This window comes from Methylophaga sp., from assembly GCF_965655755.1.
Taxonomy (GTDB): Bacteria; Pseudomonadota; Gammaproteobacteria; order Nitrosococcales; family Methylophagaceae; genus Methylophaga.
In genome coordinates this window covers 65,773-82,218 of record NZ_CBFHHW010000005.1, presented here as the reverse complement: position 1 = coordinate 82,218, position 16,446 = coordinate 65,773, and the positions used below count along the sequence as shown (strand labels likewise).

Sequence of the window (16,446 nt, the reverse complement as noted above, 5' to 3'; positions counted from 1 at the left end):
GCAACACTGGCATTAGGTTACACCCGTTCATTTGCGACGGCAGTGTTAACGGCAAGTGGGGTTGGATTACTTATTGTTGTGCTGATGCACCTGTTTATTCCTGATTTATCAGGTTGGTGGCAACAGATGCTTGAACCCTTTATGAATTCGCTGACCGAGCAACCAGGTTGGCAGATGGGGCAGACAGAAACACAACAATTATTTGAAAACTGGTCAGCTATGATGACGGGGTTTGTTGCTGCCGGGGTGAGCGTGAATGCTATTGTGGGACTTATTATCGGTCGTGCATGGCAGTCAAATCTCTATAATCCGGGCGCATTCGGCGAAGAGTTCAGACAGGTCAGCCTGGGCAAACCTGCAGCGATTTTTACTGCAGTGTTAATGATTCTGACGCTAACGCCAGTGAGAGACTCTATGTCGTTACTGGCTGATTGTTTACCAGTAATGCTGGTGGCATTTGGTGTTCAGGGAGTAGCTATTGTCCATGCCTTCGTCAATGCACGGCAAAAAAGTTCGGCCTGGTTAGTAACGATGTATGTATTGCTGGTTATCATGCTGCCACAAATGGTGATGATGTTAGCAACCTTAGGTGTTTTGGATCAGTGGTTTAATTTTCGCAAACGCTCTCAAGCGGAGTGATGTGAGTATTTGAATAAGCAGTTAAACACTGCGGATGAGGATAGAACGATGCAAGTAATTTTGCTAGAAAAAGTTCAAAAGCTTGGTAATCTGGGCGATGAAGTCAGCGTAAAGTCAGGCTTTGGTCGTAACTTCCTGGTACCGACTGGTAAAGCGTTACCAGCAACCAAGCCAAACAGAGAAAAGTTTGAAGCACGTCGTGCTGATTTGGAAGCAGCAGCAGCTAAAGTATTAGCTGAAGCTGAAAGCCGTAAAGCCAAGCTGGTTTCAGCTGGTGAACTGGCTATCATGGCTAACGCTGGTGTGGAAGGTAAGTTGTTCGGTTCAATCACAGCTGCCGATATTGCTGATGCGTTAAACGCAGCAGGTGCTGATGTGGATCGTAACGAAGTTCGTCTGCCGACTGGTCCACTTCGCCACACAGGTGAATACAACATTGACGTGCAATTGCATGCTGATGTGGTTGAAACTGTGAAAGTGTTCGTGACATCAGAAGCAGAAATTCAAGCAAAAGCACAAGCTGAAGAAGCCAAAAAAGCAAGAGAAGCCGCTTTGGAAGAAGCTGAAGCGATTGCTAAAGCACAAGAAGAAGATTAAGAAAGACAGGGATCGGACTCGTCCGATCCCGTTTTCTGCTATGCTCACAGTCTCGTTGTGAGTTGTTTGTTATCTGTTAGGGGTTAGGTGACACTGTGGAAGAAATTAGCTATCCAGATTCGTTCAAGGATACCGCCACAGAGGCACTTAAGGTCCCGCCACACTCTGTCGAAGCTGAGCAATCTGTGCTCGGCGGTCTCATGCTGGACAACGCTGCCTGGGAACATGTTGCTGATGTTCTGGTGGAAAAAGACTTCTATCGACACGATCACCAATTAATCTTTAGTGCGATTGCACAATTGATGGAACAGTCGCAACCTGTTGACGTCATTACGCTGGCCGAGTGGCATGATAAGCGTGGTGAACTGGATCAGGTCGGTGAGCTCGCCTATTTGGGCATGTTAGCCCGTAATACACCCAGTGCAGCCAATATTGCGGCCTATGCTGAAATTGTGCGTGAGCGCGCGATACTACGTCAGCTGATTCAGGTCGGTAACAGTATTTCCAATATGGCTTTCAAACCTGAAGGCATGACCAAAGAAGAAATGCTCGATATTGCTGAGCGCTATGTTTTCGAAATCGCTGAAAAAGGTGCCCGGCGCGGTGGTGGTTTTATTCAGGTTAAAGAGGTGCTTAGCCAAGTTGTTGATCGCATCGACACCCTGTTTGGAAAAGACAGTCACATTACGGGATTGCCTACAGGCTTTATCGATTTCGATAACGATACAACCGGACTCCAGCCAGCAGATCTGATCATTGTAGCGGGTCGGCCATCCATGGGTAAGACCACATTTGCGATGAATATTGCCGAAAATGCAGCGATCAGTAGTCATCAACCGGTAGCTGTGTTCAGTATGGAAATGCCTGCCGATGCACTGGCAATGCGTATGCTTTCTTCATTGGGTAGAATTAATCAGCAAAATCTCAGAACAGGTAAGCTTAAAGATGATGATTGGCCACGATTGACCTCGGCCATCGGCTTATTGAATGATGCGCCCTTGTTTATTGATGATACACCGGCTCTGAGCCCTAACGAATTACGTGCAAGAGCACGTCGTCTTAAACGCGAACATGGTCTCAGCCTGATCATTATCGATTACCTGCAACTGATGCAGGGAAGTGGCAAAAGTGGCGAAAACCGTGCGACAGAGATCTCTGAAATATCTCGCTCTTTAAAAGCATTGGCAAAAGAACTCAATGTGCCAGTTATTGCGCTTTCTCAGTTGAACCGTAGTCTTGAGCAGCGACCTGATAAACGACCTGTTATGTCTGATTTACGTGAGTCTGGTGCGATAGAGCAGGATGCCGATTTGATTGTCTTTATTTATCGGGATGAGGTCTACAACCCTGAATCAGAGCAAAAAGGGATTGCCGAAATCATTATTGGTAAGCAACGTAACGGCCCCATCGGCAAGACAAAGCTAACCTTCCAGGGGCAATTCACTAAGTTCGAAAATTTTGCTCCCGGATACTACGATGATCAGGGTGGAAGTAGTTACGACGGACCTTAACCGTGGAATTTCCAGTCGCATTTATAGATTCGGCGGCCTTGCGCCATAATCTCACTCAAGTTAAACAGTTTGCACCTGCTAGTCGGGTCATGTCAGTGATCAAAGCTGATGCCTATGGGCATGGTGTGTTAGCTGCAGCGGAGGCGTTAAAAGACAGCGATGCTTTTGCGGTTGCAAGGCTGAAAGAGGGCGTGTTTCTCCGACAGCAGGGCTTTACTCATCCCATTGTTTTACTGGAAGGCGTCAATAGCGAGCAAGATTTTGTTATCGCCTCAGAACACAATTTATCACCTGTTATCCATCTACATAGCCAGATTCAGTTACTCCAGACGATAAATCTGCCTAAACCACTGCAGTTTAACTGGTTGATGGTTGATAGCGGGATGCACCGACTCGGAATTCGACCTGAACAGTCTCTTGTGGCGTTGGACAGATTGCATCAGTGCGACAATATTTATGGTGAAGTAGGTCTGATGAGTCATTTCGCTAATTCCGATCTGGCCGACGATGAGCGAAACCAAATGCAACTGGATCATATGCTGGCCTTGAAAAATGAAACCGGCTTGCCCGTATGTCTTTCCAACTCGGCGGCTGTTATTTCATTACCTGACTCGCATCAGCAATGGGTCAGGCCCGGTCTGATGTTATACGGCATTTCCCCGTTTGCTGATAAAGATGGGGATGAACTGGGTCTAAAACCTGTCATGACACTAAAAACCCGCTTAATTGCTGTTTACGATTTACAGCAAGGTGATCAGGTCGGTTACGGTGGTGACTGGACTGCCGATAAGCCCACCCGAATTGGTGTTGCGAGTATTGGCTATGGCGATGGTTATAGCAGACACTTATCTAATAAAGCGGAAGTCATTATCCGGGATCACAAAGCCCCCGTTATTGGGCGAGTTTCGATGGACACAATATGTATCGATTTAAACCGTTTTGACAAGGTTGAGGTGGGTGATGAAGTCACATTGTGGGGCGAATCTGGGCTGTCTGTTGAGCAATTAGCAAAACTGGCAGGGACAATCCCCTACGAGTTAGTAACCGTCATTTGTCAGCGTGTACATAGGGAAGTGATTAATGGCTAAAGTAAAACGAATTTATGTCTGTAAAGAATGCGGTGCCCAGACACCACAATGGGCCGGACGCTGCAATGACTGCGGTGCATGGAATAGTCTGACAGAAGAAGTACAGGCGTCAGCCTCAACATCAGCGCAGGCAACTATAAGCCGTCATAGTAGTTATGCCGGTGAACAGAAAAATGAAGTGCAGGCTTTATCCGAGGTCACCTCTGAAAGAGCGATACGCTGGACGACAGGCTTACCCGAACTGGACAGAGTGTTAGGTGGGGGCTTGGTGACGGGATCTGTGGTGTTGATTGGTGGTGACCCCGGCATTGGTAAGTCGACTTTATTACTACAGGCTATGGCAACCATGGCCGATTCGAGTGGCGTTAAACCACTTTATATCAGTGGCGAAGAATCGTTACAGCAGATTCGCTTAAGAGCTGAGCGTTTACAACTGGAGCAGGCACCGGTTGAACTTTTGGCAGAAACGCATGCTGAACAAATGGTCGCCACGGCACGCCAGCGTCAGCCCCAGGTTATGGTGATTGATTCAATCCAGACTGTCTTTACTGAATTATTACAATCCGCACCGGGTACCGTTGCCCAGGTAAGAGAGAGTGCTGCCCAGCTTGTACGCTTTGCTAAATCCAGTGGCACCACAATGATTCTAGTCGGGCATGTGACCAAACAAGGTTCGCTGGCAGGCCCGAGGGTACTGGAACATATGGTCGACACGGTATTGTATTTCGAGGGGGATACCTCAACCCGTTTTCGTATTTTACGTGCGGTCAAAAACCGCTTTGGCGCCGTTAATGAACTTGGCGTTTTTGGAATGACTGAGCTGGGTTTGAAAGAAGTCAGTAACCCTTCTGCGATATTTCTGTCCCGCGGTGAGGAGTCAGTGCCCGGCAGTATTGTCACAGTGATACGAGAGGGCAGCCGGCCTATGCTGGTGGAAGTGCAGGCACTGGTCGATAGCAGTCCTCTGGGCAACCCGCGTAGGGTTACTGTAGGGTTGGAACAGAACAGACTGGCTATGCTGTTAGCTATTTTGCATCGGCATGGCGGGATTACCTGTCAGGATCAGGATGTGTTTATCAACGTTGTGGGCGGGGTGAAACTGAGTGAAACGGGTGCTGATTTGGCGGTATTGGCTGCGATTATTTCCAGTCTGAGAAATAAAGCATTACCACGTGACTGGGTCTTGTTCGGTGAAGTCGGGTTAACAGGAGAAATCAGGCCGGTTCAGGCGGGTGAAGAGCGGATTCGTGATGCCAGCAAGCATGGTTTCAGTCATGCTATCGTGCCGGCGGCTAATGCCCCTAGGAAGGGGCTTAAAGGGATGAAAGTAACGGCGGTTAAACACCTATCTGAAGTGATCGCGGCTTTGCGTGAAGCAGCAATCTAATCGTGATCCCACAGGGTGGCCAATTCACGGTGTAAAATCCCGTCATCACCCAGATTAAGCTCGACCAGCCGTTTTAAATGGGTAATGCTATCCAGATCAATTCGCTCACACTCAAAACCGACCGAGTCTGAATCAAGATGAGCAATCTGTGCATTCATTTCGATGACGATTTCGCCATCTTCGAGAAGTAAGTCTACACGGCAGGGCTGATGCATTTCTGCTGCCCATTGCCCTGGTTTTTCTATCAGTAAGCCATTTAACGAAACATCGAATACCTGACAGTTCAGGAATAGATCGCCATCCTCGGTATTGATATGTGCTTTTGCATCAAACGGTATTCTGCTGAACCGGCGTTTTTCTGGTGTCATTTTGACGACTCCCCTGTACTATCCTTTGATACTATCACTGTTTTAAATTCAGGAGTAACTCATGCTTTGGGTCAAAGCTTTCCATCTGATTTTTATTATCACGTGGTTTTCAGCTATGTTTTATTTACCGAGACTGTTTGTCTATCATGCGCTCTGTGATGATGAGGCAGGAAATGCACGCTTTAAAGTGATGGAACGCAAACTCTATCGAGGTATCATGACGCCAAGCGCGATTTTGACGTTGGTATTTGGTGCATGGCTTATGAGCTTTTACTCTCTTGAGCAGCTTGTGGGGATGCATTGGTTACATGCCAAACTGACATTGGTTTTGTTTCTGTTTGCGTATCATGGTGTATGTGGACGAATGCTCAGACAATTTGCTGCGAATCAAAATCAGCGCAGCCATACATTTTATCGTTGGTTTAATGAAGCGCCGGTATTGCTCCTAATAACCGTTGTTATTCTGGCGGTAGTAAAACCGTTCTAACGAAAAAGGGCTCCCATAGGAGCCCTTTTTTCGTTATGACTAATCTTGGGTTAGTCGGTGTATTCAAAAATTTTAACTACCCGTTGCACACCCGCTGAGCTTTTGACAATATTCACTGCATTGTCAGCTTCTGCATGGCTTAATAGCCCCATCAGATAGACAACCCCACGCTCAGTCACGACTTTGACATGGAATGGATCCGTATTTTTATCCGTCGTCATTTTGGTTTTAACCTTAGACGTAATCCATGAATCACTACTTCGTGATGGCAAAGCACTGGGCGCCGCTATTGCTAACTCATTATGAATCCGGCGAACTTTGGGAATTCTTTTTATTTCAGCCGTTACTTGTTGCTTCAATGATTCACTGGGCGTTTCACCAGTGACCAAGACCACTCCGTTGTAGCTAGTCACATTTATGTGGCTTTGGTTGTAGATCTCTTTATTCTGGTACAGCGCGTAAGAAGCCTTGAATTCGATGCCCTGATCATCAATGACCGTACCTGTCGTGCGACGATCATAAGCGACAGATGCACCTGTTGCGGCACCCGTGACAACGGCAGTAGCACAGCCTTGCAACAACAGGATTGAGAGGGTTAGACAAGCAAACTTTTTCATTTTAGACATTTTAGAATCCTTCAAATTCTAGTGTGCGTATTATCACGTTGTTGCAGTGAGGCAGTCCATGAGTCAGCCCAATTGAAATGCGTTTTTCACCCAGTCAAACTGATAGCCGACCTCTGCTGGACTCACTGCGACGACATCAAACCGACAAGCTTGATAGTTATCACGACTTTGTAGCAAATAATGTTCAGCGGTGTGGATGATACGTGACTGTTTTGTTTTATTCACGCTTTCCAGTGCTGAACCAAAACGACCTGAGTTTCGGTATCTCACTTCTACAAAAACAAGTGTCCCCCGATCCCACATAATCAGGTCTATTTCACCACCACGACATTGATAATTCCGAGTGATAAGTCGCATTCCCTGTTTTTGCAGGTATGAAGAAACCTGTTTCTCTATGTGCTGGCCTTTTTCCCTGGCAAACATAGCCTACTCAATGAGCTCAAGCTCTCCTTGTTTAAATCTGGCCCATGGCATTCCACGTTCAACCTGCCCTTGTGCGTTGATAGATAATACTCCTGTCGCCCCATGATATTTCTGTTCCGGATCACGGCTGAGTGTATTTATCTCGGATACCAGACGGTAAGCATCAACACCCATTGCATAGAGTCGGAGCAGGCCACCAAAGTTTTCGGCCGATTGATTCTGCAACGACTGATAGGCAGGATCCTGTTCGGCATTTTCTGCAAACATCCACGGGATATCAGGAATGTACAAATCATTCAGATCGATATCCTGCTGAGCATTGGGTTGCCCAGTATAGGCATGTGATGTGGCAATTAAAGGTAACCTACCCGAGCGATGAAATTTTAACTGGGGGACGAGCTGACGCGCTTTGAATGGCTTAGCCACCATGAACAGAAAATCAATATCCTGACGTCGACGTGGTTCAAAATCCATTGCGCGTCCTAAAGTACCCTTAAGCGAGTTATAACGACGCTCACTCTCATCCAGCCCCATTAACGGTATCAAAGTGCCTCTGAAATCATTTTCCGACTCATCATAGCTAGCGCGATAGAGGACAGACCCATTTTGTTCGCGCCATGCTTGCGCAAAGGCATTCGCCACCCGTTCACCCCAGTCCCCTTGTGGGGCAAGAATGACGGCACGTTGATAGCCTTGTTGACGTGCAAACTGGGCAGAGGCAACAGCATCATCTTCCGGCGCGAGGCCGAACTGGAAAAGATTCGGACGACTCAATCGATCATCAATACGGTTTAAAGCCAAGACGGGCACAGGTAAGTCTGAACTGGTACTCAAGGTATCAACCGACGCTTTTTGTAACGGGCCAATTACAATACTGGCGCCACGAGAGACTGCCTCGTTGTATTGTTGCAAGACATTACTACGTCCACTGTACTCATCAGTGCTGGTTTCCAGGAAGTGCAGGCGAGCATTGGAGCCGCTTGCATAATGTGCAGCAATAATGCCTTCTTTGATCGCACGAGCTACTTCAACATAGGGACCAGAGCCAGGAAGCAACACAGCAATATCGCGTATCTCTGTGGGAAGGCGGGTACCGGTCGCGGTGACATCTTCATATAATTCAGGGTCAGCGGGATGATTCGGATAGCTGCGCCGCCAGTCTTCCAAAGCCACTTCAAGCGCTTCAGGATTGGCGTCATAAGCTTTAATGGCATAAGCCAATGCAAACCAGCCGCTGTCATCCGCAGGAGGAATACCCGGATTAAATAAATCCAGAGCCTGAGGCGACAATTTCATTAATGTTTGCCACAAAGTATCGCGGTTGCTCTCAACAGCTGTCGGTTCAGCCAGAACCTTATCCAGTTTGAGGTGTGTGTTGGCTTTCTCGACCCAATTTTCAGTCAACGCATAGCCATCAATTTTGAGCTGAAATAATTGCTGGCGCTCAGCGGCAGATAAATTATTTTCGTCGATACCGTCCAAAACTTTCAGCGCGGTTTCACCCTTATTTTCATGGAGGGCAAGCTTTGCGCGTAACAACAACGCTTCAAATCGGCGTTGTGCTGATAACACGCTGGCATCAAGTTGAGACATGGCCTGATGACTATTATCAATCTGCTCTAACTGCCAGTACAAACTGGCAGCACGCAGAGCGTAAAGTGCTTGTTTTTCACCATCTGACTCGGCGGCAAGGGCCATGTACTCGTCTGCGGCCTGGGCAAGATCTCCTGATTGCTCTGCGGCTAGGGTTTCAATTTCAACAGGTTGAGGCCGAGTGTGTGGTCCCTGAATTGGCTGACAAGCAGTCAGAAACAGGAGAATAATGGCCGGTAACAACAGGATGCGTCTGAAGGTCATATCGGGTGTCTGTGTTTTAAACATAAGAAGCATCATCTTACCTGTTCGCGTATATTACGACCACAATTGCAAAAAAATATTAAGGAGAAGTGGTGACTGCTTCACAACCGGGACAACTGTTTATTGTGGCAACACCAATTGGCAATCTGTCTGATTTGTCATCGCGTGCAGTTGAGACACTTCAGGATGTTGCCCTTATTGCGGCGGAAGATACCCGTCACAGCAAACACCTGCTCCAGCATTACGCGATCAGCACGAAAACAATTTCACTACATGAGCATAATGAACAGCAACGCAGTGAAATGTTGCTTCAGCGGCTGCTGGAGGGTGAGTCTATGGCCTTAATCAGTGATGCTGGTACGCCGCTAATCAGTGATCCCGGCTATCGATTAGTGTCATTAGTAAAGCAGCAAGGCATAAAAGTCGTACCGATACCGGGAAGCTGTGCATTGATTGCCGCAATGTCCGCGTCAGGTCTGGCTTCAGACCGTTTTTCATTTGAAGGATTCTTACCCGCAAAAGCTGTGGCAAGACGGCAAGCATTAGAAAATCTGAAAGATGACGAGCACACGCTGATTTTTTACGAAAGTCCACGTAGATTATTGAGCGCGATAACAGACTGCATTGAGGCTTTTGGTGCTGAAAGACGCGCCTGCCTGGCTCGGGAGTTAACTAAAATGCACGAGACCATCGAAACCAGAACGTTATCTGAGTTACGTGACTGGGTGAGCCAGGATGAGAATCAACAGCGTGGCGAATGTGTTTTGTTGATTGAAGGTGCAACGGATATGGTTTCTGCAGATGAGCAGGAGATGGCACGATTGCTCACGCTTCTGTTGCCGGAGCTCCCAGTGAAAAAAGCCGCGACCATTGTCTCAGCCATTACCGGCGGGAGTAAAAACCAGGCTTATCAACTTGCGTTGAAACTTCAGCAGAAATAATCAGGCTTGGGTAAAATACACGCTAGAGACGACCAGGCAATCGCGCCATCTGTATATAGTTGGTGAGGAAAGTCCGGGCTCCAAAGGGTAAGGTGCCAGGTAACCCCTGGGGGGTGAAAACCCACGGCCAGTGCAACAGAAAGTATACCGCCGGATTTTTCGGAATTCGGTAAGGGTGAAAGGGTGCGGTAAGAGCGCACCGCGCTTCTGGCAACAGAAGCGGCATGGTAAACCCCACCTGGAGCAAGACCAAATAGAGGAACGTCTGCTTGCAGACATGTGCGACCCGTACTGTTCCTGGGTAGGTTGCTTGAGGCTGATGGTGACATCAGTCCCAGATGAATGATTGTCCACGACAGAACCCGGCTTATCGGTCGTCTCTTTTTTTTCAATAGTTTCATTGAACTACGACACTGCAACTTCATCGCATACACGCTATAGTAGCTCTCCATAATCATTGTCAAAGGGGATTTATGATATGGATATCAATACCACTAGCGACCAGTCCACAAATGTTATGCAACCAAGCATGGCGCTCTGCGTAAGATTGATGGAACATCTTGTCACTGCCGCATTTGTCCTTGATTCGGAAGGGCAGGTGATTATCTGGAATAAAGCCTGTGAACACCTTACAGGGATTCCCTCCGAGGAAATTGTGGGCACAAAACAGCACTGGCAGGCTTTCTATGAGCATGAACGAGTCTGTTTGGCAGATGTCATTCTTAAACAAATGGATAACATCCCAGGTGATCTATATGAATCATTCACCCATATTCAGGGAGGCGCAGAAGCGATTCATGCTGAGAACTGGTGTTCTTTACCCCACAAAAAAGAAACAAAGTATTTGTCTTTTGATGCCGGCGCTGTTTTCGATGAGAAAGGTGAATTGTCTGCTGTAGTCGAAACCATGACCGATATGACTGATCTGAAACTTTTCCAGTCAGAACTTCAAGAGCTGGCGTCACAAGATGCTTTGACCGGTTTGGCAAACAGACGATCTTTTGATGAGCATCTCGCATCAATGTGGCAGGTGCTTAAAAAACAAAAAGAACCTTTCACATTGATGATGATTGATATTGATCATTTTAAATTTTTTAATGACACCTACGGTCATCAGAATGGCGATCAATGTTTACAGCGAGTTGCCACGGTTCTTTCTGACAGTCTAAAACGCCTCTCAGATAGAGTCTATCGATATGGTGGTGAAGAGTTTGCTGTTTTACTACCGGCAACGAACGAAACAGGTGCGAAGATAGTGGCAAACCGTATCAATCAATCGATCCGGGATCTTAATTTGAAACATGAAAATAGCCCTATTAGCGATGTTGTTACTGTCAGTATTGGGGTAAATGTTGCCAAGCCTGCAGAACAGGATACAAGTCCAGAGCGCGCTCTGGGGCTGGCAGATTCGGCATTATATGACTCCAAAGAGAGAGGTCGGAACACATACACGTTAAAAGCCTGATATTCACAGCAAAACCTTTGACTCATCAGGTACTGTTTAACGAACATCAATGATCATTAGGAGAGATGATGGTGAAATCCTTAAAAACGAATATTTATATTCACTGGCAGGACGATGATGTACAAGGAGAGATGATCCTTGATGAGCAACACCGTGCAATCATCGCTACCATTAATTCTTTTTATTACTTTCTGTCACAAGGATATGGCGTACAGGAGTTAAAACCCACGTTAGAGTTGATATTGAAATATATGCTTTTTCATCTAAAGACTGAAGAAGGCATACTTATGACGACAGAATATCCCCACATAAAAAATTATGCAGAAATTGAGAAAAAGACAGTTGATGGGCTGAAGAAAACAATCCAAACTGCAATAAAGTATGAAGAGCCTGAAGAAGTGTTACTTTTTCTGAAACATTGGTGGAAAGATCATTTGAGAGAGCATGAATCAATCACGCCTTATTGCCATGAGTGGTCTGGTGAGTATTGTCGCGTCCTTGATAGGTAAGTGATTGATAGGCTTTATTATTTATTGCTTCTGGTACATTTCGACTTTATTTTTACCGTCCTTTTTGGCTTTATACATCGCATCGTCGGCGTGTTTAAGCAGGGCCTCTTCAGTTGTACCATGATGGGGATAAACAGCGACACCAATACTGGCTGAAACCTCAATATTTTGTTTAGCAATGATGAAAGGAGTCGCCGTTGCTTTAAGTAGTTTCTCGGCTATGTTTGTGAGGTCAGTAACATCCTTAATTTCGGGCAACAAAACTAGAAACTCATCTCCCCCAATACGGGATAATGTATCCGTCGCTCTTAAGATGGATGTTAAACGCTCTGCGACGGCTTTAAGAAGTTGATCGCCCACGTCGTGGCCATGAGTGTCGTTGACCGTTTTAAACCCATCTAAATCAATAAACATAACGCCAAGTGCCAGTTTGCTCCTCTTGGCATAGCTTAATGATAGCTTTAAACGATCCTCGAATAAGTAGCGGTTTGGTAGCCCTGTCAATGAATCATGGTAAGCAAGATATTTGATTTGATGTTCCATTTTGATGCGATCAGAGATATCGTAAAACCAGCCAAGCACAGCGGGAACGCTATGATAAATCAGTAATAGAAAGGAACCGATACACCACTTTTCACCGTCCTGACCATGCGATGTGACTTTTATCAACTCATTGGTTACGTTCTGACCCTGCTTTAGTCTTGCTTCAATTGACTTGATATGAGTTTCATCTATCGTATACGCTGTTTCTTCACTTTCACTAAGCGGTGAAGACGTTGAGTTGAAAAACTCAACATAGCGATTATTAAAGAACAGTGTTTTCTCCGTATCTACTGTAGAGATGCTGGCAGCAATGGGACTGAAGTTCAAAATTTCTCGGAACTGTCTCTCATCACGTTTTGCTTGAAGTCTCAGGTGAATATTGTCATGTATACTCTTACCTTGATCTTTTGCTGTATTGAAGAGAAAGCCGACGAACAGCAAAAGCATAATTCCCATAGCAATCGGTAACTCACCATCCGAAAGAAAATAAAATAATGTATTGGGTAAAAGAGTAGCGGAAATAAAAGCTATTACAGCATATTTATCTGTGGCCATTGAGGCTGATGCACCGACAGCAAGACCTCCGAGCGTAAAGCTGATAAATAATTGATAAATAAGTTCGACTTCTCTTGCAAAAAACAGCCCAGTCCAACCCCATGTCAGGCCAGATGCTAGAGCACCCAATCTGAAAACGATCAGATAGTGTCGTATGTTCTGTTCTCGGAGGTTTGATGAATAACTAAATCGATAAAAAATGAACAATCTCAGAAGTTGTACACACACCAGAAGAATTAGCCAGATGAATAAATTCGTAGTGTCGATATGATCGAACAATACTACGACCATTATTATGGCTAATAGGCTACTTATAAGAAGCGATAGTGGAATTGAGCCCGTTAGTAATTTATAGCTCTCCAACGCGTTTGACGTTAGTTTCTCTTGCTCATCTTGGTTGATGGACTCAAGCATTTTATTTACAGCGCCCTGAAAGATTTATCTCAATACTCTGGTCTGCTGAAGCATAAGTTTCATCTGTAAAACCATGCTCTGTAAAAGCGAGTTTGTCGCATTACTCATTAAAATCGTTATCGGTTCTATTGCTTTATTCTGAAGTATTTAAAAAAATTATGTTATTTAATGACCTATTATGGTGCAGTAAAATGTTTTCCCATAATGCTCCAATACCAATCTTAATTCCCTCCTTTTCAGTTTTTACGTTGAGCATGAACTTGGCAGTAGGAAAATATTTGGGGTTCTCCTAGAATTTACTTTAACTTCCAAAGCCACTTTTTTGATAAAGAACATGTCCTTGAAAAACACCCCTTCCACTTTTCTCCCACTTTGATGAAATGGCGCTAAGTCATTGTCATAAAAAGAGGAATTTGTTGATTTTGATGCTTGACTTCATGCATTCGCACTCCTATAGTGTCGATAAGTGGGGAAAAGTGGATCTTTGTGGATCCTGTTTTTTGAGGGCATCAAGTGTTTCGAGGCGTAGCAACATTCAATCTGGATGCAAAAGGACGGATGGCCATTCCAGCCAAGTTCCGCAAGCATCTTGACGTCTGTTGTGAAGGTCGACTGGTTATCACAATCGACCATTCTGATCACTGCCTGCAAATGTACCCTTTACCCGAATGGGAACTGGTAGAAGAAAAACTCACCGGACTTCCCAGCCTGAATCCACAAGTCCGTCGTCTCAAAAGAATGCTGCTCGGCTATGCCACTGAATGTGAAATGGATGGTAATGGCCGAATTCTGTTACCAGCCAAGTTACGTGAATTTGCCGGGCTCGATAAAAGCATGGTGATGATTGGCCAAGGTAACAAGTTTGAACTCTGGAATGAGCAAACCTGGAACGAACTCATGGATGAATGTCTGGAAGAAGATTTTGACGAGATTTTACCGGCTGAATTAGAAAGCCTGTCGATATAAGGCGGAATTATGACTGAGAGCCACTCGGAACATCTGCCAGTCTTGCTAAACGAGACCATCGCCGGCCTGTCTGTGAAACCAGATGGTAAGTATCTTGATGCGACCTTTGGTCGTGGCGGTCATAGCCGCGCTATTCTTGCATTACTCTCGGAGAATGGACGGTTGCTGGGTTTGGATCGGGATCCTCAAGCCGTAGCTACCGGCAAAAAGCTGGCGAGAGAGGATAGTCGTTTTTCTATCGACCACTGTGCGTTTTCTGAAATGGCATCAGCTGCTCATACCCGACTCTGGCAAAACAATATTGATGGTATTTTGATGGATATTGGCGTGTCATCACCCCAACTCGATGATGCAGGACGGGGCTTCAGCTTTTCAAAAGATGGTCCGCTGGATATGCGAATGAATCCGGATGCGGGTATCAGTGCTGCCGAATGGTTGGCCACCGCTGAAATGGACGATATTGCTCATGTCATCAAAACATTGGGTGAAGAGCGTTATGGCAAACGTATCGCACGCGCTATTGTGAATAGTCGCGATGAGACGCCGATCACGACAACCAAACAATTAGCAGACCTGGTTGATAAGGCCAGTCCTTCACGCGAAAAACATAAACACCCTGCAACCAGAACATTTCAGGCGATTCGTATTTTCATCAATAATGAATTGGAAGAATTGACGCTTGCTCTGGAGCAGGCCTTGGACGTGCTGGCTGTGGGTGGCCGCTTAGTCGTCATCAGTTTTCATTCGCTGGAAGATCGTATCGTGAAACGGTTTTTCCGTGATCAGGCGCGTGGCGACGATTTACCGCCTGACTTTCCAGTCACCGTTGATCAACTCAATCCACGAGTCAAAATTATCGGTAAGGCGATTAAAGCCAATGAAACTGAGGTGGCTGAAAACCCAAGAGCCCGTAGTGCTGTTTTACGTATTGCGGAGAAGCTGGCGTGAATCTGAAAGCTGTATTTGAACACATCAGAATCGACAGCCCGGTTTTAGCCATGATTGTCATGGTCATCTTCTCTGCTGTGGCTGTTATCTATACCAAACACCTCAGTCGAAATGAGTTTATTCAGCTGCAACAGTTGGAAAAGAAACGCGATTTGCTCAATGAAGAGTGGGGCCGTTTATTGCTGGAGCAAAGTACATGGGGAAGTCCTAGCCGGGTTGAACAGCAGGCCAGTAGTCGTCTGGAAATGCGTGTGCCGCAAACAGATAGGACTGTGGTGATAAAACCATGAAACGCAGACAGGACTTACATAACCAAATAGGTCTGTGGCGCCTCAACCTGGTGCGCATTATGTTCATTCTTATCGTCGTTGGACTAGGCTGGCGGTTGGCTGATCTACAGATATTCAACCCTGAGTTTTTGCGTAATCAAGGCGATGCCCGCCATCTTCGTCAGGTCCCGGTGATCGCTCATCGTGGCATGATTCTGGATCGTCAGGGTGAACCGCTGGCGATAAGTACACCGGTACATTCAGTCTGGTTGAATCCGCAGGATGTCGCGCTGGATGAAAAGAAATTGCCTCAATTGGCAGTTATGCTAGGGCAGAAGATCAGTGATATTCAGAAAAAAATCATTAATAATCAGTCCCGTGAGTTTATTTATGTTAAACGCCGCATCACACCCGAGCTGGCGGACCAGGTAAAACAGCTCAATATCCGCGGCGTGGCGTTGCAACGCGAATACAAGCGATATTATCCAGCCGGTGAAGTGACGTCACATATCGTCGGCTTCACAAATATTGATGATATCGGTCAGGAAGGTCTTGAGCTCACTTACGATGCGGTTTTAACCGGACGTCCGGGGTTGAAACGTATGGTACGCGATAGTCGTGGCAATTACGTTGAAGGCGGCGAGCTGATTCGTCCCGCCAAAGCCGGAGAAAATATCCAGTTAAGTCTGGATTTACGCCTGCAATACCTGACCTATCAATCACTGAAAAACGCCGTTAATGAACATAATGCCAAAGCCGGTACGGCAGTGGTTGTTGATATTCAGAGTGGCGAAGTTCTGGCGATGGTTAACCAGCCGTCTTTCAACCCTAATAATCGTTATGGCCTACGTCC

The 16,446-nt window shown here is 46.1% G+C and carries 18 protein-coding genes and 1 other RNA gene; 14 read left to right on the top strand and 5 right to left on the bottom strand.

From position 1 onward, the window contains the following. From ACTF5U_RS03245 to radA, 5 genes are all read left to right on the top strand, one after another. A partial coding sequence (locus ACTF5U_RS03245) for a DUF2232 domain-containing protein (protein ID WP_438970203.1) occupies positions 1–639 on the top strand: 639 nt, incomplete at its 5' end. 48 nt (positions 640–687) lie between these two features. Continuing rightward, the gene (gene rplI, locus ACTF5U_RS03240) at positions 688–1,236 is read left to right on the top strand and encodes a 50S ribosomal protein L9 (RefSeq protein ID WP_438970202.1); all 549 of its coding nucleotides are present in this window, start codon (positions 688–690) and stop codon (positions 1,234–1,236) included. 95 nt (positions 1,237–1,331) lie between these two features. Then, positions 1,332–2,747 carry a replicative DNA helicase gene (dnaB, locus tag ACTF5U_RS03235; protein WP_438970201.1) on the top strand — a complete coding sequence of 472 codons (1,416 nt, stop codon included), beginning with the start codon at positions 1,332–1,334 and terminating at the stop codon, positions 2,745–2,747. Between the two features lie 2 nt (positions 2,748–2,749). Next, the gene (gene alr, locus ACTF5U_RS03230) at positions 2,750–3,835 is read left to right on the top strand and encodes an alanine racemase (RefSeq protein WP_438970200.1); all 1,086 of its coding nucleotides are present in this window, start codon (positions 2,750–2,752) and stop codon (positions 3,833–3,835) included. After that, positions 3,828–5,222: a DNA repair protein RadA gene (gene radA, locus ACTF5U_RS03225; RefSeq protein ID WP_438970199.1), complete on the top strand. Its 1,395-nt coding sequence runs from the start codon at positions 3,828–3,830 to the stop codon at positions 5,220–5,222. The genes alr and radA overlap by 8 nt, the downstream gene beginning before the upstream one ends. Here radA and ACTF5U_RS03220 read toward each other — a convergent pair. After that, positions 5,219–5,590 (bottom strand): PilZ domain-containing protein, encoded by a 372-nt coding sequence (locus tag ACTF5U_RS03220; protein WP_438970198.1) that lies wholly within the window; start codon positions 5,588–5,590, stop codon positions 5,219–5,221. The genes radA and ACTF5U_RS03220 overlap by 4 nt on opposite strands. A gap of 61 nt (positions 5,591–5,651) precedes the next feature. On the opposite strand from ACTF5U_RS03220, the gene hemJ reads away from it, so the two are divergent. Continuing rightward, positions 5,652–6,077, top strand: a complete 426-nt coding sequence (gene hemJ, locus ACTF5U_RS03215) for a protoporphyrinogen oxidase HemJ (RefSeq protein ID WP_438970197.1) — start codon at positions 5,652–5,654, stop codon at positions 6,075–6,077. 50 nt (positions 6,078–6,127) lie between these two features. Here hemJ and ACTF5U_RS03210 read toward each other — a convergent pair whose 3' ends face one another. The 3 genes from ACTF5U_RS03210 to ACTF5U_RS03200 form a co-directional block, all read right to left on the bottom strand. Next, complete coding sequence (locus ACTF5U_RS03210; RefSeq protein WP_438970196.1) at positions 6,128–6,703, bottom strand: BON domain-containing protein; 576 nt, start codon at positions 6,701–6,703, stop codon at positions 6,128–6,130. Between the two features lie 63 nt (positions 6,704–6,766). Next, positions 6,767–7,126, bottom strand: a complete 360-nt coding sequence (locus tag ACTF5U_RS03205) for a YraN family protein (RefSeq protein ID WP_438970195.1) — start codon at positions 7,124–7,126, stop codon at positions 6,767–6,769. Between the two features lie 3 nt (positions 7,127–7,129). Next, on the bottom strand, positions 7,130–9,007 hold the full coding sequence (locus tag ACTF5U_RS03200) for a penicillin-binding protein activator (protein WP_438970194.1): 1,878 nt from the start codon (positions 9,005–9,007) through the stop codon (positions 7,130–7,132). 68 nt (positions 9,008–9,075) lie between these two features. Here ACTF5U_RS03200 and rsmI point away from each other — a divergent pair, with 68 nt between their 5' ends. The 4 genes from rsmI to ACTF5U_RS03180 all read left to right on the top strand — a co-directional run bounded on the left by rsmI (position 9,076) and on the right by ACTF5U_RS03180 (position 11,898). Further along, complete coding sequence (rsmI, locus tag ACTF5U_RS03195) at positions 9,076–9,924, top strand: 16S rRNA (cytidine(1402)-2'-O)-methyltransferase (protein WP_438970193.1); 849 nt, start codon at positions 9,076–9,078, stop codon at positions 9,922–9,924. A 24-nt stretch (positions 9,925–9,948) separates the two neighbouring features. Beyond that, an RNA gene (gene rnpB, locus ACTF5U_RS03190) (RNase P RNA component class A) lies at positions 9,949–10,310 on the top strand. 92 nt (positions 10,311–10,402) lie between these two features. After that, positions 10,403–11,389 carry a diguanylate cyclase domain-containing protein gene (locus ACTF5U_RS03185; protein WP_438970192.1) on the top strand — a complete coding sequence of 329 codons (987 nt, stop codon included), beginning with the start codon at positions 10,403–10,405 and terminating at the stop codon, positions 11,387–11,389. Between the two features lie 68 nt (positions 11,390–11,457). Then, complete coding sequence (locus tag ACTF5U_RS03180; protein WP_438970191.1) at positions 11,458–11,898, top strand: bacteriohemerythrin; 441 nt, start codon at positions 11,458–11,460, stop codon at positions 11,896–11,898. Positions 11,899–11,919: 21 nt separating this feature from the next. On the opposite strand, the gene ACTF5U_RS03175 is transcribed toward ACTF5U_RS03180, so the two are convergent. After that, the gene (locus tag ACTF5U_RS03175; RefSeq protein WP_438970190.1) at positions 11,920–13,410 is read right to left on the bottom strand and encodes a diguanylate cyclase domain-containing protein; all 1,491 of its coding nucleotides are present in this window, start codon (positions 13,408–13,410) and stop codon (positions 11,920–11,922) included. A 513-nt stretch (positions 13,411–13,923) separates the two neighbouring features. Here ACTF5U_RS03175 and mraZ point away from each other — a divergent pair. The 4 genes from mraZ to ACTF5U_RS03155 all read left to right on the top strand — a co-directional run. Next, positions 13,924–14,376, top strand: coding sequence for a division/cell wall cluster transcriptional repressor MraZ (gene mraZ, locus ACTF5U_RS03170; RefSeq protein ID WP_438970189.1), 453 nt, complete (start codon positions 13,924–13,926; stop codon positions 14,374–14,376). Positions 14,377–14,385: 9 nt separating this feature from the next. Further along, positions 14,386–15,324, top strand: coding sequence for a 16S rRNA (cytosine(1402)-N(4))-methyltransferase RsmH (gene rsmH / locus ACTF5U_RS03165; protein ID WP_438970188.1), 939 nt, complete (start codon positions 14,386–14,388; stop codon positions 15,322–15,324). Beyond that, on the top strand, positions 15,321–15,614 hold the full coding sequence (gene ftsL, locus ACTF5U_RS03160; protein WP_438970187.1) for a cell division protein FtsL: 294 nt from the start codon (positions 15,321–15,323) through the stop codon (positions 15,612–15,614). Before rsmH ends, ftsL begins: the two co-directional genes overlap by 4 nt. After that, positions 15,611–16,446, top strand: an 836-nt coding sequence (locus ACTF5U_RS03155) for a peptidoglycan D,D-transpeptidase FtsI family protein (RefSeq protein ID WP_438970186.1), incomplete at its 3' end; no start/stop codon positions are given. The genes ftsL and ACTF5U_RS03155, both read left to right, overlap by 4 nt.